The 17,315-nt window shown below is 61.1% G+C and carries 15 protein-coding genes and 1 tRNA gene; 13 read left to right on the top strand and 3 right to left on the bottom strand.

Annotated features, from left to right (window positions below; all coding sequences use genetic code 11):
- Positions 1-147 precede the first annotated feature (147 nt).
- From GGQ85_RS04635 to GGQ85_RS04625, 3 genes are read left to right on the top strand one after another with little or no spacing between them, the layout of a single operon-like run.
- Positions 148-495: a DUF3489 domain-containing protein gene (locus GGQ85_RS04635; RefSeq protein ID WP_309773563.1), complete on the top strand. Its 348-nt coding sequence runs from the start codon at positions 148-150 to the stop codon at positions 493-495.
- The gene (locus GGQ85_RS04630; RefSeq protein ID WP_309773562.1) at positions 492-989 is read left to right on the top strand and encodes a DUF2924 domain-containing protein; all 498 of its coding nucleotides are present in this window, start codon (positions 492-494) and stop codon (positions 987-989) included. The genes GGQ85_RS04635 and GGQ85_RS04630 overlap by 4 nt, the downstream gene beginning before the upstream one ends.
- A complete protein-coding gene (locus GGQ85_RS04625; protein WP_309773561.1) occupies positions 979-2,490 on the top strand; it encodes a recombinase family protein in 1,512 nt (503 codons plus the stop codon). The genes GGQ85_RS04630 and GGQ85_RS04625 overlap by 11 nt, the downstream gene beginning before the upstream one ends.
- 406 nt (positions 2,491-2,896) lie before the next feature.
- Here the strand turns inward: GGQ85_RS04625 and GGQ85_RS04620 are convergent.
- Positions 2,897-2,971: transfer RNA gene (locus GGQ85_RS04620), tRNA-Gln, on the bottom strand.
- A 263-nt stretch (positions 2,972-3,234) separates the two neighbouring features.
- Here GGQ85_RS04620 and GGQ85_RS04615 point away from each other — a divergent pair.
- The 8 genes from GGQ85_RS04615 to GGQ85_RS04580 all read left to right on the top strand — a co-directional run bounded on the left by GGQ85_RS04615 (position 3,235) and on the right by GGQ85_RS04580 (position 13,210).
- Positions 3,235-5,019, top strand: a complete 1,785-nt coding sequence (locus GGQ85_RS04615) for an acyl-CoA dehydrogenase family protein (protein WP_309773560.1) — start codon at positions 3,235-3,237, stop codon at positions 5,017-5,019.
- A gap of 29 nt (positions 5,020-5,048) precedes the next feature.
- Positions 5,049-5,804, top strand: coding sequence for an enoyl-CoA hydratase-related protein (locus tag GGQ85_RS04610; RefSeq protein ID WP_309773559.1), 756 nt, complete (start codon positions 5,049-5,051; stop codon positions 5,802-5,804).
- A gap of 190 nt (positions 5,805-5,994) precedes the next feature.
- The gene (locus tag GGQ85_RS04605) at positions 5,995-6,924 is read left to right on the top strand and encodes a histone deacetylase family protein (protein ID WP_309773558.1); all 930 of its coding nucleotides are present in this window, start codon (positions 5,995-5,997) and stop codon (positions 6,922-6,924) included.
- Between the two features lie 66 nt (positions 6,925-6,990).
- Entirely contained in the window at positions 6,991-7,239 is a 249-nt protein-coding gene (locus GGQ85_RS04600) for an exodeoxyribonuclease VII small subunit (RefSeq protein WP_309773557.1), read from the top strand.
- Positions 7,240-7,770: 531 nt separating this feature from the next.
- A complete protein-coding gene (dxs, locus tag GGQ85_RS04595) occupies positions 7,771-9,699 on the top strand; it encodes a 1-deoxy-D-xylulose-5-phosphate synthase (protein WP_079445772.1) in 1,929 nt (642 codons plus the stop codon).
- Positions 9,700-9,898: 199 nt separating this feature from the next.
- Positions 9,899-10,654 (top strand): TlyA family RNA methyltransferase, encoded by a 756-nt coding sequence (locus GGQ85_RS04590; RefSeq protein ID WP_309773556.1) that lies wholly within the window; start codon positions 9,899-9,901, stop codon positions 10,652-10,654.
- 122 nt (positions 10,655-10,776) lie between these two features.
- Positions 10,777-12,015 (top strand): class I SAM-dependent RNA methyltransferase, encoded by a 1,239-nt coding sequence (locus GGQ85_RS04585; RefSeq protein ID WP_309773555.1) that lies wholly within the window; start codon positions 10,777-10,779, stop codon positions 12,013-12,015.
- A 136-nt stretch (positions 12,016-12,151) separates the two neighbouring features.
- Positions 12,152-13,210, top strand: a complete 1,059-nt coding sequence (locus GGQ85_RS04580) for a class I SAM-dependent methyltransferase (RefSeq protein WP_309773554.1) — start codon at positions 12,152-12,154, stop codon at positions 13,208-13,210.
- A 138-nt stretch (positions 13,211-13,348) separates the two neighbouring features.
- Here the strand turns inward: GGQ85_RS04580 and aroC are convergent, their stop codons facing one another.
- Complete coding sequence (gene aroC, locus GGQ85_RS04575; RefSeq protein WP_309773553.1) at positions 13,349-14,455, bottom strand: chorismate synthase; 1,107 nt, start codon at positions 14,453-14,455, stop codon at positions 13,349-13,351.
- A gap of 129 nt (positions 14,456-14,584) precedes the next feature.
- Positions 14,585-15,178: a histidine phosphatase family protein gene (locus tag GGQ85_RS04570; RefSeq protein ID WP_309773552.1), complete on the bottom strand. Its 594-nt coding sequence runs from the start codon at positions 15,176-15,178 to the stop codon at positions 14,585-14,587.
- 616 nt (positions 15,179-15,794) lie between these two features.
- On the opposite strand from GGQ85_RS04570, the gene GGQ85_RS04565 reads away from it, so the two are divergent.
- The gene (locus GGQ85_RS04565) at positions 15,795-16,520 is read left to right on the top strand and encodes a helix-turn-helix transcriptional regulator (RefSeq protein ID WP_079445765.1); all 726 of its coding nucleotides are present in this window, start codon (positions 15,795-15,797) and stop codon (positions 16,518-16,520) included.
- Positions 16,521-16,598: 78 nt separating this feature from the next.
- Entirely contained in the window at positions 16,599-17,231 is a 633-nt protein-coding gene (locus GGQ85_RS04560; protein WP_079445764.1) for an acyl-homoserine-lactone synthase, read from the top strand.
- Positions 17,232-17,315: the final 84 nt, after the last annotated feature.

The raw sequence follows: 17,315 nt of genomic DNA, 5'->3' as shown, positions 1-17,315 counted from the left end.
ACACAAGTCGCGGCTCCGCCGCGTGAGGTAAGAGTAGGCAAAATCGGATTGAGTGGGGTTCGATCGCCGGCGCATCCTCTGCGCCCCGCATGCTGCGGGGCTTGAGTCAGTGGCACCGGTGCGTGCTCTGACACAGAGGAGATCTAGATGTCCGTCAGCAAATCAAAGCCCAAAGTGACAAACGCGACCAAGACTCGTTCGAGCCGCGCCAATCCAGGAAAACGCAAAGTGAGGTCGAAGTCCAAATCGGTCAAAGCGTCTGAGGCCGCCAGCCGAAATCGCACCGCCCCCTCAAAGCAAGACACGGTGCTCGCCCTGCTCCAGCGTCCCAAGGGCACCACGCTTCCAGAGATCACCGAGGCGACCGGATGGCAGCCACATTCGGTGCGCGGCTTTCTGTCCGGCGTTGTCAAGAAGAAGCTCAAACTCAAGATCGAGTCGCGGAAGGACGGCAATGATCGGAGCTATCGCATCAAGAGGCGCACATCGCCATGATCCGGCCGGTACGCCCTGTCGGTAGCGATCGGATTGTCGAAGCCGAACTGGCAAAACTCCCATCGATGCTGATCGCGAATCTCCGGTTGCGGTATCGCGAGCTGCTCCGAGCCGATCCGCCAAAAGCGTTCGGCCCGGACCTGCTCCGCCGCTCAATCGCGCAGCGGATTCAGGAACGCGCCTACGGCGGACTCTCGCAGGACAGCAGAAGGTTGTTAAGGCAGTTGGTCAAGGCAGTGAGAGGCAAACCGAACGGCAAGCTGGAACTGCCCCGCAGGATCAAGGCTGGTTCGGAGCTGGTGCGGACATGGCGAGGCACGACCCATCGGGTGAAAGTCACCGCGGATGGCTTTGCTTTTGGGGGCGAGACCTACGCCAGCCTGTCCGAGATCGCCACGAAGATTGCGGGCACCAGATGGAATGGGCCGCGCTTCTTTGGATTGCGGACGTCAACGGCGCCATCGGGTTCGGAGGATGAGCCGAATGCCGAGTGAACGCCAAAGCGTCCTGCGCTGCGCCGTCTATACCCGCAAATCCACCGAGCATGGGCTTGAGCAGGAGTTCAACTCGCTCGACGCCCAGCGGGAGGCCTGCGAGTCATATATAAAGAGTCAGGCCTCGCAGGGCTGGCGAGCCCTTCCCGCTCGCTACGATGATCCGGCCTATTCCGGAGGTAACCTCGATCGTCCGGCCTTGAAACGCCTCCTTGCCGATATCGAGGTCGGCAAGGTCGACGTGATTGTGGTCTACAAGATCGACCGTTTGACCCGGTCGCTGGCAGATTTTGCCAAGCTGGTCGAAACGTTTGACGCCCGTTCGATCTCGTTTGTCGCGGTGACCCAGCAGTTCAATACCACAACCTCGATGGGGCGGCTGACCCTGAATGTGCTGCTGTCCTTTGCCCAGTTCGAGCGGGAACTTGCGTCGGAGCGGGTCAAGGACAAGATCGCCGCCTCCCGCAAGAAGGGCAAATGGACCGGCGGCACCGTGCCCCTCGGCTATGAAATCAAGGACCGGAAGCTCGCCATCAACAAGACCGAGGCACAAACCGTTCGGACCATCTTCAAGCTTTATCTGCAGACAGGGTCACTCAGCAAATTGATCGCGGAACTCGACAAGCGAAAAATCGTCACCAAGCGCCGCAACACCGAGGTCAAGAAATACCAGGGCGGCATCCCCTTCACCTATGGCCCCCTCGCCTACCTCCTGAAGAACCGGATCTATCTCGGCGAAATCCATCACGGCGGCAAATGGTTCAAGGGCGAGCATCAGCCGATCCTGGACCGCACCACCTTCAATCGGGTCCAGGACCAGCTCAAATCGAACACCGTCAATCGACCGAAAGGCCAGTCAGCAAATGACGCGCCCCTGACCGGCAAACTGTTCGACGACCGCGGCAATCGCATGGGCCCGAGCTTCAGCCGAAAAAACGGCGTCCGGTACCGTTTCTACACCAGCACGGCGCTGCGTGGCCGGAAGCATCTTGCCGGATCGGTCAAGCGGGTGCCGGCAACCGAAATCGAGCAACTGATCGAGCACACCATTCGGGAGCAGCTCAACCTCGTTCATGCCGCATCATCCGACATCTTCGACGGTGTCGACCGCGCCGTCATCAACAGAAACCACATCTGGATCGCCATGAAGCCGGCCTACGCCGGACGGCCCATCGAGATCCCTTGGAGATTAGGAAAAGCCAACGCCGTCACAGTCATCGAGACCACGGACCAGAGCCAATCCGATCCCAAGCTCCTCCAAGCCATTGTCCGCGCCTACGCCTGGCTCAACGACCTTAAGTCTGGGCACTACGATTCGATCGAGGCGCTCGCTAGAGAGGTCAGACTCCACCCTAAAATTATCCGCCAGCAGCTCCGCCTCGCGTTCCTAGCACCGACAATCACGGAAGCCGCAATTGCAGGAGGAGCAAGCACGCTGACCTTGGGGGCAATCCCTAAAATGTTGCCGCTCTCGTGGTTTGAGCAACGGAAGGCACGATAGCAGTTTAGATTGCGATCGCTGACCTTAAGGTCGGCTTTGCGCAAGGCCACCTTCGCGATTACGTGTCCAAGCGATACCAGGCCGGCGCGATCTAATTCGATTCAAGGTGACAATCTGCAGTAGGATACTCCTCGATTTTGCTGTTTCTTTTCGAACAAGGGTTAAAAGCATCGTGGTGCCCAGGAAAGCACTGTGACCTTCAGGCGGCAGTCTGGATCGAACTATATCTCCGGTCCCGGCTTCCCATAAACGGGAATATTCGGAGCGTGAGCCGGAGACTTTTGGCATTTCAATTGCCTATGACCGTAGAGCGAGCGAGCGTAAGTGAAAGCTGAATGCACAAAAACCCGCTATTGGCGGGCACTTTCGCTAATTCTTTGGAGATTTCGGAAAATATCGGACTGGATGGCTGGGGCGGGAGGGATCGAACCTCCGAATGGGGGAATCAAAATCCCCTGCCTTACCGCTTGGCTACGCCCCAACGGCCCGAAAATGCACGGAACATAGTCTCGCAGACTTTCTCGAGCCCCGCCGGTCTACAGACAGTGCCGTGTCTTTTCAACCGGCCGGCGACGCCTAAAAAGGTTGGACCCATTCATTTCAAACCCCTTCCCGTCAACGCGGGACCGCATCCCGCCTTCCTGGAAAGGTTGAGAGCCGCGCGTTTTGGTGGAAAGACTGCTCTCGACTCATAATATGACAGGAGGCCCTCCCCTGTCAGGCCCTTGCTCCCGAGGCACCGTCATGACCTATCGCGCTCCGATCAGCGACATGCTCCTTGCACTCAACCACGGCGCCGGGCTGAAGGACGCGGTCGGGGCTGGTTACTACGGAAACTTCGATATTGAGATCACGGCCGCGATACTGGAAGAGGCGGGCCGGTTCGCGAGCGAGGTTTTGGCGCCGCTCAACCGCGCCGGAGACCAGCATGGCGCGAGGCTGGACGATGGGCACGTGACAACCGCGCCCGGCTGGGCCGACGCCTACCGGCGCTGGACGGCGGCGGGCTGGAACGCCGTCTCGGGGCCGGAGGATTTCGGCGGACAGGGGCTACCGCTTGCGATCAACGCCGCCTGCACCGAAATCTGGAGCGCGGCGAATATCGCCTTCGGCCTGTGTCCACTGCTGACACTCAGCGCGATCGAAGCGCTGCACACCCATGGCAGCGACGCGCTGAAGGCGATCTATCTCGAAAAACTAGTGTCCGGCGACTGGACCGGCACGATGCAACTGACCGAGCCGCAGGCGGGCTCGGATGTCGGCGCCCTGCGCAGCCGGGCCGAACGCGCCCCCGACGGTAGCTACCGCATCTTCGGCACCAAGATCTTCATCACCTATGGCGACCACGACATGACCGAGAACATCGTGCATTTCGTGCTTGCGCGACTGCCCGATGCGCCCGTCGGAACCAAGGGAATCTCGCTGTTCCTGATTCCGAAATTCCTCGTCAACGCCGACGGCTCGCTCGGCGCGCGAAACGACATCCACGTTAGCGGCCTCGAGCACAAGCTCGGCATCCACGCCTCACCGACCTGCACCATGACCCTGGGCGACGACGGCGGCGCCGTCGGCTATCTGATCGGCGAGGAAAATCGCGGCATGCGGTGCATGTTCACGATGATGAATCAGGCCCGGCTCGCCGTCGGACTCGAGGGCGTCGGCATTGCGGAACGTGCTTACCAGCAGGCGCTCGCTTATGCGCGGGAGCGCAGACAGGGACACGCCGTCGGCGTATCCGGCGACGGCATGGACACCATCATCGTACATCCCGACGTCAAACGTATGCTGATGCAGATGCGCGCCCTCACCGCCGCCGCCCGCTCCATCTGCTACGCCACCGCCGTCGCACTGGATGTCGCGGCGCGCGCGACCGATCCCGAGGTGCACGCGGCCGCGGTCGCCCGCGGCGCACTTCTGACGCCGATCGCAAAGGCCTTTTCGACGGACACCGGCAACGAGGTGGCCTCGCTCGGCATTCAAGTTCACGGCGGCATGGGGTTCATCGAGGAGACCGGCGCGGCGCAGCATTATCGCGACGCGCGCATCACCTCGATCTACGAAGGCACCAATGGCATCCAGGCGATCGATCTGGTGACACGCAAGCTGGGGGCGGACGGAGGCGCTGCGGTGCGCGCTCTTCTCGACGAACTGTCCAAGATCGTCGCGCGCGTCGAAGCCTCGAACGATCCCGCGTTCGGCACGGCCGGTACAAGACTGCGCGATGCGCTTGGGTCGCTCGAACGCGCGAGCAACTGGATTCTGGAGCGGCTGGCCTCCTCGCCAAACGATGCGCTGGCCGGCGCGACGCCGTATCTGCGGCTGTTCGGGTCGACGCTCGGTGGATGCAAACTCGCGGAAGAAGCTCTCGCAGCGCGCGATTCCAGCGAGGGGTTCGGCGACCCTTTGCGTTACGTTACGCTGGCGCGCTTCTTCGCCGAGAATGTCGCTGTGCAGGCTCCAGCGCTGGAGCGCACGGTGATCGACGGCGCAGAAGCCATCAACAGCGCCGAGGCAATCTTGCTGGACTGAATTCCCGCGACACCGACAGGCTCGAACCCATGGGACATCTCCTGGTCAGCGACAATGACGCCATCCGCGTCATCACTCTGCAACGCCCCGAGAAGAAGAACGCGATCACCCGGGACATGTATCGCGCGATGAGCGGTGCCATCGACAGCGCGCAGAACGATCCGGTGATCCGCTGCATCGTCATCACCGGCAACTCTGGCGTGTTCACGGCAGGCAACGACCTCGACGATTTCCTGAAGGACGGCACTTCTGGCGGCGATGAACGCGCTTCCGATGCGGTGAAATTCCTCTACTCGCTAGTGCAGAATACCAAGCCCCTGATCGCAGCGGTGGAAGGTATCGCCGTCGGCATCGGCACCACCATGCTGTTCCATTGCGACTACGTTCTCGCCGGAAGCTCGGCAACATTCTCGACTCCTTTCATCCATCTCGGTCTGGTTCCGGAAGGCGCATCCAGCCTGCTCGCGCCACAGTCGATCGGTTATCAGCGCGCCTTCGCCATGCTGGTGATGGGGCGCACACTCAACGCGAATGAGGCTCGCGAGGCGGGATTCGTCAATACCGTGGTCGCGCCGGGCGAAGCCGCGGCCGAGGCCGAAAAGATCGCCCGCGAAATCTGCGCACTGCCGGCGGAAGCCGTCGCGCTTTCGCGCAAGCTTCTGAAACCGCAGCCGGAGGAGCTGACGCGCCGGATCGACCTGGAAAGCCGTCTGTTTGGGGAGCGGTTGCGCTCGGAGGAAGCGATCGCTGCATTCCAGGCGTTCTTCGCCCGCAAGAAGCGATGACGAGCGATAGCGAGATTCACGAGGCTCCCGCCTGCATGGAGGACTAAAGCGCAAGCCGCGGTTCGCCCTCGCTCTTGCCGCGCCAGCCATGGTAACATGAGGCGCCAACGCGCACTTTCGGAACCTCGCCCAACCCGATACCATCGACTTTCGCTGCCCCGCGATGCCGACGTGGCGGCCAGGATACTGCATGACAACGCTGGTTCTCACGCATGCTGCCAGTTTCGGTCATCTGACGCCGCCCGGTCACCCGGAGCGGCCGGATCGGATTCGTGCCATCGAGGAGGTGCTGACCGGAGATCGCTTCAGGAATCTGACGCGCGGCGAGGCCCCCGAAGGATCGCTGGATTCAGTCGCTCTCTGCCACAACGAGCATTATATCGGAGAACTCCGGCATCTCTCGCCGACAGATGGTCTGGTTTATCTCGACAGCGACACCTCAATGTCGCCGGGGACATGGGAGGCGGCGATGCGCGGCGTCGGCGGCGCGATCGCGGCAACAGAAGCCGTCATCGCCGGCGATGCGAGCAACGCGTTCGTCGCCACGCGCCCTCCCGGACATCATGCCGAGACCGGTAGAGCGATGGGCTTCTGCTTGTTCGACCAGGCAGCCATCGCGGCGAGGCATGCCCAGCGCAAGCACGGGATCGACCGCGTGGCGGTGGTGGACTTCGACGTGCATCACGGTAACGGCACGCAGGATATTTTCTGGGCCGACCGATCGGTCATGTACTGCTCGACGCACCAGATGCCGCTGTTCCCGGGCAGCGGCGCCATCAGCGAACGCGGCGATCACGACACCATCGTCAATGCGCCGTTGGCGTCCGGCGACGGTGGGGCCAAATTTCGTTCCGCGTTCGACAACTTGATCCTTCCTCGGCTCGAGAAATTCGCGCCGGAACTCTTGGTAATCTCCGCAGGCTTTGACGCGCACAGTCGCGATCCATTGGCCAATCTCAATCTGTCCGCGAGCGATTTCGGATGGGTGACCCGCAAATTGATGGATATCGCTGACGCGACGGCAGGCGGTCGAATTGTTTCGGTGCTCGAGGGCGGCTATGATCTAAAAGGATTGCAGGATTCGGTGGCCGCGCATGTCGCCGCACTCATGGGTGCGTGACAATGTGCCGCGATATTCCCGAAAAACGTCATAATCCGCCCAAACAATCGAGTCGGGAAAACCCAGATGGCCGAAAATGCCCCTGCTGACGTGAAGACGCTTTCCTTCGAGCATGCCATTGAGGAACTCGAATCGATCGTCAAGCGCCTGGAGGACGGCAAGGTCGCGCTCGAGGAATCGGTCGCAATCTATGAGCGCGGAGAAGCGCTGAAACGGCGCTGCGAGGAGTTGTTGTGCCGGGCAGAAGCAAGGGTGGAGAAAATTACCACGGATGCTTCCGGTCAGGTCACAGGCACCGAGCCGCTCGACGTATAGTGAAGCACCGCGCGTCGCGGGAAGTCGGACGGATCACTATGGCATGCTCTTCATATGATCTGTCAAAAGGTCAGCGTTATAAGAGGTATTAAAAACCCTTGAATGAATTGTCATTTTATTGTGGTCCCGCGAGGGCTTCCAAGGCTGCAACCTACGCTCCTCGACCACGTTAACATTTCAGTAGCCCGGTTCAGGAACTCTTGAACCTGCGGCAGAGTCACCTCTACTCGAGTGAAAGGGGGTGCCCGTTGGCTTTAGCGGCGGGTTTGGTGTAAATGCTTCTGGAACGATGCGAACCGGCTCCGCCGCTGGCGCTCAAGTGGAGTAAGTGCTTCAAGCAGCTTGCAAAAATGATTGGACTACGCGATCCGACACATAGTGACGCCTATCATAATTCCCGGCCGGAGCATCAGGTAAACTTCGGACTCACGTTTCTCAGCGCGGGAGGTTTCGTGGCTCTTGGACGCTTTATGCGTGACCACGCCAGCGTCCGTTTGCCGCTCCCGGACATGCAAGATTGGAAATGTCGCAGTGACCGCTTTCAATAAGACCCCGCTTCTCGACACCATCCGCACCCCCGCCGACCTGCGCAAGCTCAAGGTGGAGCAGGTCCGGCAGATTGCGGACGAGTTGCGCCTGGAGACGATCGACGCGGTTTCTGTGACGGGGGGGCATTTCGGTGCCGGTCTCGGCGTGGTCGAACTCACCACGGCCATCCACTACGTCTTCGATACTCCGCGCGACCGGCTCATCTGGGATGTCGGCCATCAGGCCTATCCGCACAAGATCCTGACCGGCCGTCGCGACCGCATTCGCACGCTGCGCACCGGCGGCGGCCTATCCGGATTCACCAAGCGCACCGAAAGCGACTACGACCCGTTCGGCGCCGCGCATTCCTCGACCTCAATCTCCGCCAGCCTCGGCATGGCGGTGGCGCGCGACCTCTCCGGCGGCAAGAACAACGTCATCGCCGTGATCGGCGACGGCGCAATGTCCGCAGGCATGGCGTATGAGGCGATGAACAATGCCGGCGCGATGAACTCGCGGCTGATTGTCATTCTCAACGACAACGACATGTCGATCGCGCCGCCTGTTGGCGCAATGTCCGCTTATCTGTCACGGCTATACTCCGGCAAGACCTATCGCTCGCTGCGCGAGGCGGCCAAGCAGCTCGGCAAGCACCTGCCTAAAATGATCGCCGACCGCGCCGAGCGCGTCGAGGAATATTCGCGCGGCTTCATGACCAACAGCGGCACGCTGTTCGAGGAACTCGGCTTCTACTATGTCGGCCCGATCGACGGTCACAACCTCGATCACCTGTTGCCGGTGCTGAAGAACGTCCGCGACATGGAGAACGGCCCGATCCTGGTTCACGTCGTGACCCAGAAGGGCAAGGGCTATCCGCCAGCGGAGGCCGCCGCCGACAAGTATCACGCCGTGGTCAAGTTCGACATCTCCACCGGCGCGCAGTCCAAATCGAAACCGAACGCACCCGCCTATCAGAACGTATTCGGCCAGAGTCTCGTCAAGGAAGCCGAGAAGGACGACAAGATCGTCGCCATCACCGCGGCGATGCCGTCCGGCACCGGCGTCGACATCTTCAACAAGGCTTTCCCGAAACGCACCTTCGATGTCGGCATTGCCGAGCAGCACGCTGTGACGTTCGCCGCCGGCCTCGCTACCGAGGGTTTCAAGCCGTTCTGTGCTATCTATTCGACATTCCTGCAACGTGGGTACGATCAGGTGGTGCACGACGTGGCGATCCAGTCGCTCCCCGTGCGCTTCGCCATCGACCGCGCCGGCCTCGTCGGCGCCGACGGCGCGACACACGCCGGCTCGTTCGACAACGCTTTTCTCGGCTGCCTGCCGAACATGGTCATCATGGCGGCGTCCGATGAGGCCGAGCTGGTGCATATGGTGGCGACGCAGGTCGCGATCAACGACCGCCCCAGCGCGGTACGCTATCCGCGCGGCGAAGGCCGCGGCGTCGAAATGCCGGAGGTCGGCGTTCCGCTTCCGATCGGCAAGGGCCGCATCGTCCGCTACGGCAGCAAGGTCGCGCTATTGTCTTTCGGCACCCGTCTTGCCGAATGCGAAAAGGCGGCCGACGAACTTGCAGCGCATGGCCTGTCCACCACCATCGCCGACGCCCGTTTCATGAAACCGCTCGACGTTGACCTGGTGCTGAAACTCGCGCGGGACCACGATGTGCTTGTCACGATCGAGGAAGGCTCGGTTGGAGGCTTCGGCTCCCACGTGTTGCAGACGCTGACGGATAACGGCGCGTTGGACAGCGGCCTGGTGCGGGTACGCTCGATCATCCTGCCCGACGAGTTCCTTGACCACGATACCCCAACCGCGATGTACGCTCACGCCGGGCTTGATGCCAAAGGCATCGTCGCCAAGGTATTCGAGGCACTCGGCAAGGACGTCAGCGCCGAGACCGTCAAGCTGGCCTGAGTATCACATGATGCGCGCGCCGTTATTGCACGCACGCGACAAAATTGGCCCTTGCCAATTTTGCGCTGGGCCAAGCAATCCAGCGTTGCACGCGAAGACCCGATTGCTTCGTCGCAAGTGCTCTTCGCAATGAAGACGATATAAATCGTCCGCGCGCATCGGATCGGTTTCCGGCCGGTCTCAAGGCTTTGAGCTCACCATGGCGAAGCGCGACAATACCGGACCCCACGCTCGCAAGCGAGCCGACGTTCTGCTGGTCGAGCGCGGCCTGTTCGAAAGCCGGGCGCGGGCTCAAGCCGCGATCGAGGCCGGGTTCGTTACCGCCGACGGAAAGGCGGTGACAAAAGTTTCCGAGACGATTGACGTCAATGCCGCGATCGAGGCGCGACCCGCGCACCCTTACGTGTCGCGCGGCGGCGTGAAGCTTGCCGGCGCGCTCGCGAAGTATCCGATCGAAATCGAGAACCATATCTGTCTTGATGTCGGCGCCTCGACCGGCGGCTTCACCGAAGTGCTGCTGAGCGAGGGTGCGTCGCTGGTGTTCGCCGTCGATGTCGGCCGCGATCAACTGCATCCGAGCCTGCGCGGTCATCCCCGGGTGGTGTCGATGGAGTCCACTGACATCCGCTCGCTGGAGGGCACGCGGCTGCCGCAACGGCCGGACGTGGTGGTGATGGATGCGAGCTTTATTTCGTTGAAAGCCATCCTTCCGGTCGCATTGTCGCTGGCGGCAGCTCCGATGCATCTGCTCGTGTTGATCAAGCCACAATTCGAGGCGCCGCGTGTCGCGGTCAAAAAGGGCATCGTCCGCGATGCAGCGGTGCATCGGGCGGTGTGCAACGATATCGCTGCCTTCGCGGCGACTCTGGGATGCCGCGATATAGAGATTTTCCCGTCCCCGATCCCAGGCGGCGACGGCAACATCGAATTCTTCCTGGGTGCCAAGCGTGGCTGAACACATTGCCGTCATTGCGAGCGCCAGCGAAGCAATCCAGATTGTCGTAGCAAAAACTGGATTGCTTCGTCGCAAGTGCTCCTCGCAATGACGACGTCTCTCTTCCAGAACTCGTGCACCGCATGACCAAACACCTGACCATCGATCACGTCGGCCATCGCGGCGACGGTGTCGCCCTGACCGATGGCGGCAACGTTTATGTCCCTTACACACTGGGCGGAGAAGCCGTCGAGATCGAACCGCTCGCCGGCCATGGAGACCGCGCGCGCCTCCTCCGCATCGAGACAGCGAGCCCGGATCGGATCGCGCCGTTCTGTACTCACTTTGGCGCATGCGGGGGCTGTGCGATCCAGCACTGGCGGCCGGAGGCCTACCGCGCCTGGAAGCGGCAGATCGTGATCGACACGCTGGCACAGGCCCGCATCGACTGTGCGGTGGACGAACTCATCGACGCGCATGGCGCCGGCCGCCGGCGGATTACCCTCCATGCCCGGAGCGACGACGGCAAGCTGCGCGTGGGCTTCTCCGCACCGAACAGCCATGCCATCGTGCCGATCGATGCGTGCCCGGTGCTCGACCCTGCCCTCCACGGCGCGATTGATGCAGCGCGTGAGCTGGCCGAAGCGTTGAAGCCTGCGAACAAGCCGCTCGATATCCAGGTGACCGCGACCTGCAATGGCCTCGATGTCGACGTCCGCGGCTCCGGACAACTGCCCGCCGCGTTGGTCGCAACACTATCGCGTATCGCAGAGGCGCACCGGCTGGCCCGGCTGACCCGCCACGGCGAACTGGTGCTGATGCGCGCGCCGCCTATGATCGAGATCGGCGCGTCCCGGCTTGTCCTTCCGCCGGGCTCATTCCTACAGGCGACGGTCGCCGGCGAAGAAACGCTGGCGGCCCGGGTCGCCGCGCATTGCGGCAAGGCCAGGCATATCGCCGATCTGTTCTGCGGCGTCGGCCCATTCGCGCTGCGCCTGGCGGCCCGAGCGCGGATCGCGGCCTTCGACAGCGACGCAGCCGCAGTGGCGGCGTTACAGAAGGCGACAGCAGTCCCCGGGCTGAAACCGATCAAGGCCGAGATTCGCGATCTATTCCGCCGCCCGTTGATGGCCCAGGAACTGCGTGACCTCGATGCGGCGGTCTTCGATCCGCCCCGGAAGGGCGCAGAGGCGCAAAGCAAACAACTCGCAGCCAGCAGGATTCCCGTCGTTGTCGCGGTGTCGTGCAACACGGCGACATTTGCGCGTGACGCGCGCATCCTCATCGATGGAGGCTACAACCTGGAGACTGTAACGCCCGTCGACCAATTCCGACATTCGCCGCACATCGAACTGGTCGCGAAATTTTCACGCCGGCGGTGAACCGTTCGCGGCGTACAATGACCCACGACCGAGGGGCTCCGTTTGTCATCCGGAGGTATCGCTTCCTCCAACGCCATGGCTCGCGCGTATCAAGGCAAGTCGATGGACCCAGGATGAAACTTCACAGGAGGCTTTCATGGACGTGAATATGGATCGACTGCATCAATTCATGGGCAAGATGGTCACCGATATCGGCGCGGCCGCCAATGCAGCCCTGATCCGCACCGGCGACCGCCTCGGGCTCTACAAGGCGTTGGCAAACAAAGGCCCGATGACATCAGCCGAACTGGCGCAAGCCACCAGCACTACTGAGCGTTACGTGCGCGAATGGCTGTCGGCGCAGGCTGCATCGGGTTACGTCGAGTATGACGCAACGACGAAGACGTTCTCGATGCTGCCGGAACAGGCGATGGTGTTCGCCGACGACGACAGCCCGGTGTTCATGGGCGCGATCGGCGACATGATGGCTGCGATCATGCTCGATGAGCCGAAGGTCTCGGAAGCCTTCAAGAGCGGCAAAGGCGTCGGCTGGAACGACCGCGCCGAATGCCTGTTCTGCGGCACCGCGCGCTTCTTCCGTACAACCTACAAGCATCATCTGGTGCAGGAATGGTTGCCCGCGCTCGACGGCGTGGTTGCCAAACTCGAACGCGGCGCCAAGGTCGCCGATGTCGGCTGCGGCCATGGCATTTCGACGCTGCTGATGGCCAAGGCTTATCCGAATTCGCATTTCTTCGGCTTCGACGCCCATCCGGGCTCGATCGCCGCCGCACAAGCCGCCGCAGCCAGCGAGGGTTTGAGCCAGCGCGTCACCTTCGCAGTCGCCACCGCCAAGACGTATCCGGCCAACGACTACGATCTGGTATGCTTCTTCGATTGCCTGCACGACATGGGCGACCCGGTCGGCGCGCTCAGCCACGTCCGGGTGACGCTGGCGAAGGACGGCACCTGCATGCTGGTCGAGCCGTTCGCCCAGGACAAACTGGAAGACAACCTCAATCCGGTTGGCCGGCTGTTCTACGCGGCGTCCACCATGGTTTGCACGCCAGCGTCGATGGCCCAAGAGGTCGGCCTCGCGCTTGGCGCGCAAGCCGGCGAGACCCGGCTCCGCGAGGTCGCCAAGGCTGCCGGTTTCTCTCAGTTACGCCGCGCGGCGGAAACACCGTTTAACCTGGTGCTGGAGGCACGAGTCTGAGCCGATAGATCGGCTCTCGTCCTGCGGGCCACGTCCTGTAGCGATTTTGAGCGAAGTGGATACCGGTTCGCGTGAAGAAAACGCGTCAAAACAACAATCTGGAGCTTCGTTTGTGATTCAATCAGACGCGGAAAGGCTCTAGCGCGCGCCGACCTGCCCTCGGTGTCGCAGGAAATGATCCGCCAGGACGCAGGCCACCATGGCCTCTCCCACCGGTACGGCGCGGATGCCGACGCAAGGATCATGACGGCCCTTGGTGAGGATATCGGTATCGGTGCCGTTGCGATCGATGGTCTTGCGCGGCGACAGGATGGACGAGGTCGGCTTCACCGCGAACCGCGCCACAACGGGTTGGCCGGTGGATATGCCGCCGAGAATGCCGCCGGCATGGTTCGAGGTGAACACCGGACCGTGGTTGCCCATATTGGACGAAGAACTGCGCATCTCGTCGGCATTCTCTTCACCGGTCAGCGCGGCCGCACCAAAGCCAGCACCGATCTCGACGCCCTTGACCGCATTGATGCTCATCAGCGCCGCGGCAAGGTCGCCGTCGAGCTTGGCATAGATCGGCGCGCCGAGTCCTGCCGGCACCCCTTCGGCCACCACCTCAACCACGGCGCCGATGGATGAGCCACTCTTGCGGATGCCATCGAGATAGCTCTCGAAGAACGCGGCCTTGTCCCTATCGGGACAGAAGAACGGATTCCGCGCGATCTCGTCCCAATCCCATTTCTCACGATCGATCTTGTGCGGGCCCATCTGTACCAGCGCGCCGCGCACGGTCATATTGGGGACGATCTTGCGCGCGATCGCTCCGGCCGCGACCCGCATCGCGGTCTCGCGCGCCGAGGAGCGCCCACCCCCCCGATAGTCGCGCAGACCGTACTTTGCCTCATAGGTGAAGTCGGCATGGCCGGGGCGAAACTTGTCCTTGATGTCGGAATAATCTTTTGAGCGCTGGTCGGCGTTCTCGATCAAAAGTCCGATCGGCGTACCCGTCGTCACCTGCTGACCGGTCTCGGGATCCGCCATAACACCCGACAGAATCTTCACCGCATCCGGCTCCTGCCGCTGTGTCGTAAAACGCGACTGGCCGGGACGGCGGCGGTCGAGATCGCGCTGGATCTCCTCGACCGTTAGGGCGAGCTGCGGCGGGCAACCGTCGACCACGCAGCCAATTGCTACCCCGTGGCTTTCGCCAAAGGTCGTGACCCGGAACAGATGACCGAAGGTATTGTGAGACATCGATAATCCAAAGCGCGAAACCGCTACTTCTCGTAGCGGCATGTTGCGCAAATCGCAACTTTCCGGCTTGCGGTTCGGCCGCTCTGTCACCTCAGACTATGGAACCGCCGGGAAAGCGCGGTTTCTTGCTTAACTATGCTTGGCCAGTCCATCCTCGCCGAGCACATACACCGCACCCTGCTCGATGCGCAGACTGGCAGCTGCTTTCGCAGTCTGAAGCCCCATCACGACCATCAGCGCCCGCGCCGTGCCGCTATGCGCGACCGCGACGGTGGCGGACCTTAGCGAATGATACCAGTCGTGCAACCGCGAGGTGGCTGAGGCGTAGCTTTCGCCGCCCGGCGGCGCCACGCTCCATTTATCAGCCTCACGGGCGGCATAGACATCGGGATTGGCGACCCTCATCTCCGCCAGGGTCAGACCTTCCCAATGCCCGTAACCGACCTCGCGCAACCGATCGTCGACGGAATAGTCATGAAGCGGCAGGTTCAATACGCCGCGCGTCAGTTCCATGGTAGCGCGCGCGCGGACAAGCGGGCTGGTGACGAAACCCAATCCGACGGGATCGCGATCCTCACGCGCAAGCAGCTTGCGCAGAATGTCCCCGGCTTTCGTCGCCTCGGCGCGGCCGAGATCATTGAGCGGAATGTCCTGGAGGCCCTGGAAGCGGCCGAGGGCGTTCCATTCGGTCTTGCCGTGACGGATGTAATAGATGGTGGGCATATCAAGGGCGGCTGGACTGACGACCGATTAGAATCAACGAAGTCATTCCATGTTTTCACTTGCAAGGCCGTGAGGGCCGTTGACGCCCGACCCGAGGTCGGACAGGCGGTGATGGTTGATGACCGCATATACACTATTGGTTCAGCGGAAATACAGAGGCTATGAAGCCGCTCGCCTGCCAATATCGCATCCCGGACCGCAAGGGGCGTTTTCAGGTCATCGGCCTGCCGCGATATCACTACCCATTCGTAACGCCCCGTACTAAAATAAATTCCGTGAGTTTCGAAAAATGCTCCAATATTGTCCCTACCGAATCGCGGAACTGCAAACCGTCGTCGACTGGCTCAAAACATCGCTTCCAATTTCAACTAAGGTCGGACAACACGGTTGACCCGCGCAGCGAATCAGAACCGCTAGATTTGGACAACGATCAAGGCGAACGGATCGCGAAGCTGATGAATCTAGGGAACTTTGAGGAAATCGCCAAGTTACCCGGGCAGCCAAGCCCTAGCTGTAGCGGCCGTAGCGACACGCCGCATCATACAACAGTTGCAATTAATCCAAATGTCGCTCGATAGTGTACTCAGCCGCCTATATAGGCAGTTCGGGGGCCGGAATGTCGCGACAGACGCTGGACGATACCCTAACTTGTATTGCGAGACTTGATAAGGCTTCGACCCTGGCACAGATAGCCGATGTCGTTGTTGACGTCGCGCGCCCGTTCGGCTTTTCGCATGTGCTCGCAGGCATCATTCCCGTTCCAGGGATGACTGCAGAGCAGCAAATCTCAAATGTCGTTTTGCATCAATGGCCGCAAGCGTGGAGCGAGCGCTATTTCACGCAAGGTTATCTTTTCGACGATCCCACCATCCATCGGGTCAACACATCCACGGAACCATTTCTATGGTCCGAGCTTGAACCAACTTATCGGAACACACCAACGCCGACGCGCATCATGGGGGAAGCGCGCGAGTTTAATCTCGGGTGCGGATTCACTGTTCCGATGATCACCCTCGATGGTCAAACGGCCGGTTTCTCCCTGGCAAGTGAGCGTGCTGAAGTCCCCCCCAAGGTGCGGCGACAGCTACAACTCATCGCCATGCACGCTTTCGCGCGAGCCCTCGCGCAAAAATATAACTCAGCCCCAGTGAATCTGACTCCGCGAGAAATGGATATCCTGCAGTGGATGGCGGAAGGAAAAAGTGATTGGGAAATCGGTGTTATTCTGAAGGTCTCAGAACACCTCGTCGACAAGATCGCACGTCAGCTTCGCGCCAAACTGAACGCCACGAACCGCACCCAGACCGTCGCGACCGCGCTCAGACATAACCTTATCCGATAGGTCAAGGTACGGATTCCCGTACTTGTTCGCCGCCCTTCCTTCGCCCTAACTCGGCGTAGACATGGGCGGAGAACTTCAATGATTCACATCGTAACGGCTGAGAATATCGGTGCCTATCAGTGCGAGATGGAACAGGCCTATCGATTGCGTCACAATGTTTTTGTCGACGAAATGGGGTGGGAAGATCTGCGCAAGCCTGACGGCCGAGAGATCGACCAGTTCGACGACGGGCGCGCACTCCACATGCTCTACATCGAAGACGATCGCGTCCTTGGATATCAACGGATGTTGCCATCGATGCGCCCACACCTCCTCACGGAGGTGCTTCCGCACTTGTGCGAAGGCGATTTCCCTGTAGGACCTCATATTTGGGAATGGACGCGCTATTGCGTGACGCGAGAACATCGCGATCGCGGGCGCATTTTGAGCCCGGCCGGAAACCTGCTTTTGTCGTCTATCGTCGAATGGGGCCTAGCGAGCGGCGTCGGAAAGATCATCATCGAGATGAATCCATTATGGCTTCTTCGCTTGGTGCAATTGAACTTTCGCGTGACCCCCCTCGGATTGCCGCAGCAGATCGGGAAAGATTCAATTATTGCCGTTACCGCGGCGTTCGATCGACGCACGCTGCAGAAACTTCAGGAAATGCGGGGCAATGTCGCCCAAGCCATTGTCGCCCAACCTGAAGCGGATCAGCGGCTTCGTGCTTAGCCAAAAAACTCAGGCCCGTTTCGGTGCCGAGTGTTCGGCGGATTCGATCACTAGCAATCATTTTTTATGGCCATACCCGTTGGA

This window comes from Nitrobacter vulgaris (assembly GCF_031453995.1).
GTDB lineage: Bacteria > Pseudomonadota > Alphaproteobacteria > Rhizobiales > Xanthobacteraceae > Nitrobacter > Nitrobacter vulgaris.
The sequence above is the reverse complement of the archived record's forward strand: the minus strand, read 5'-3'. Positions and strand labels throughout refer to the sequence as shown.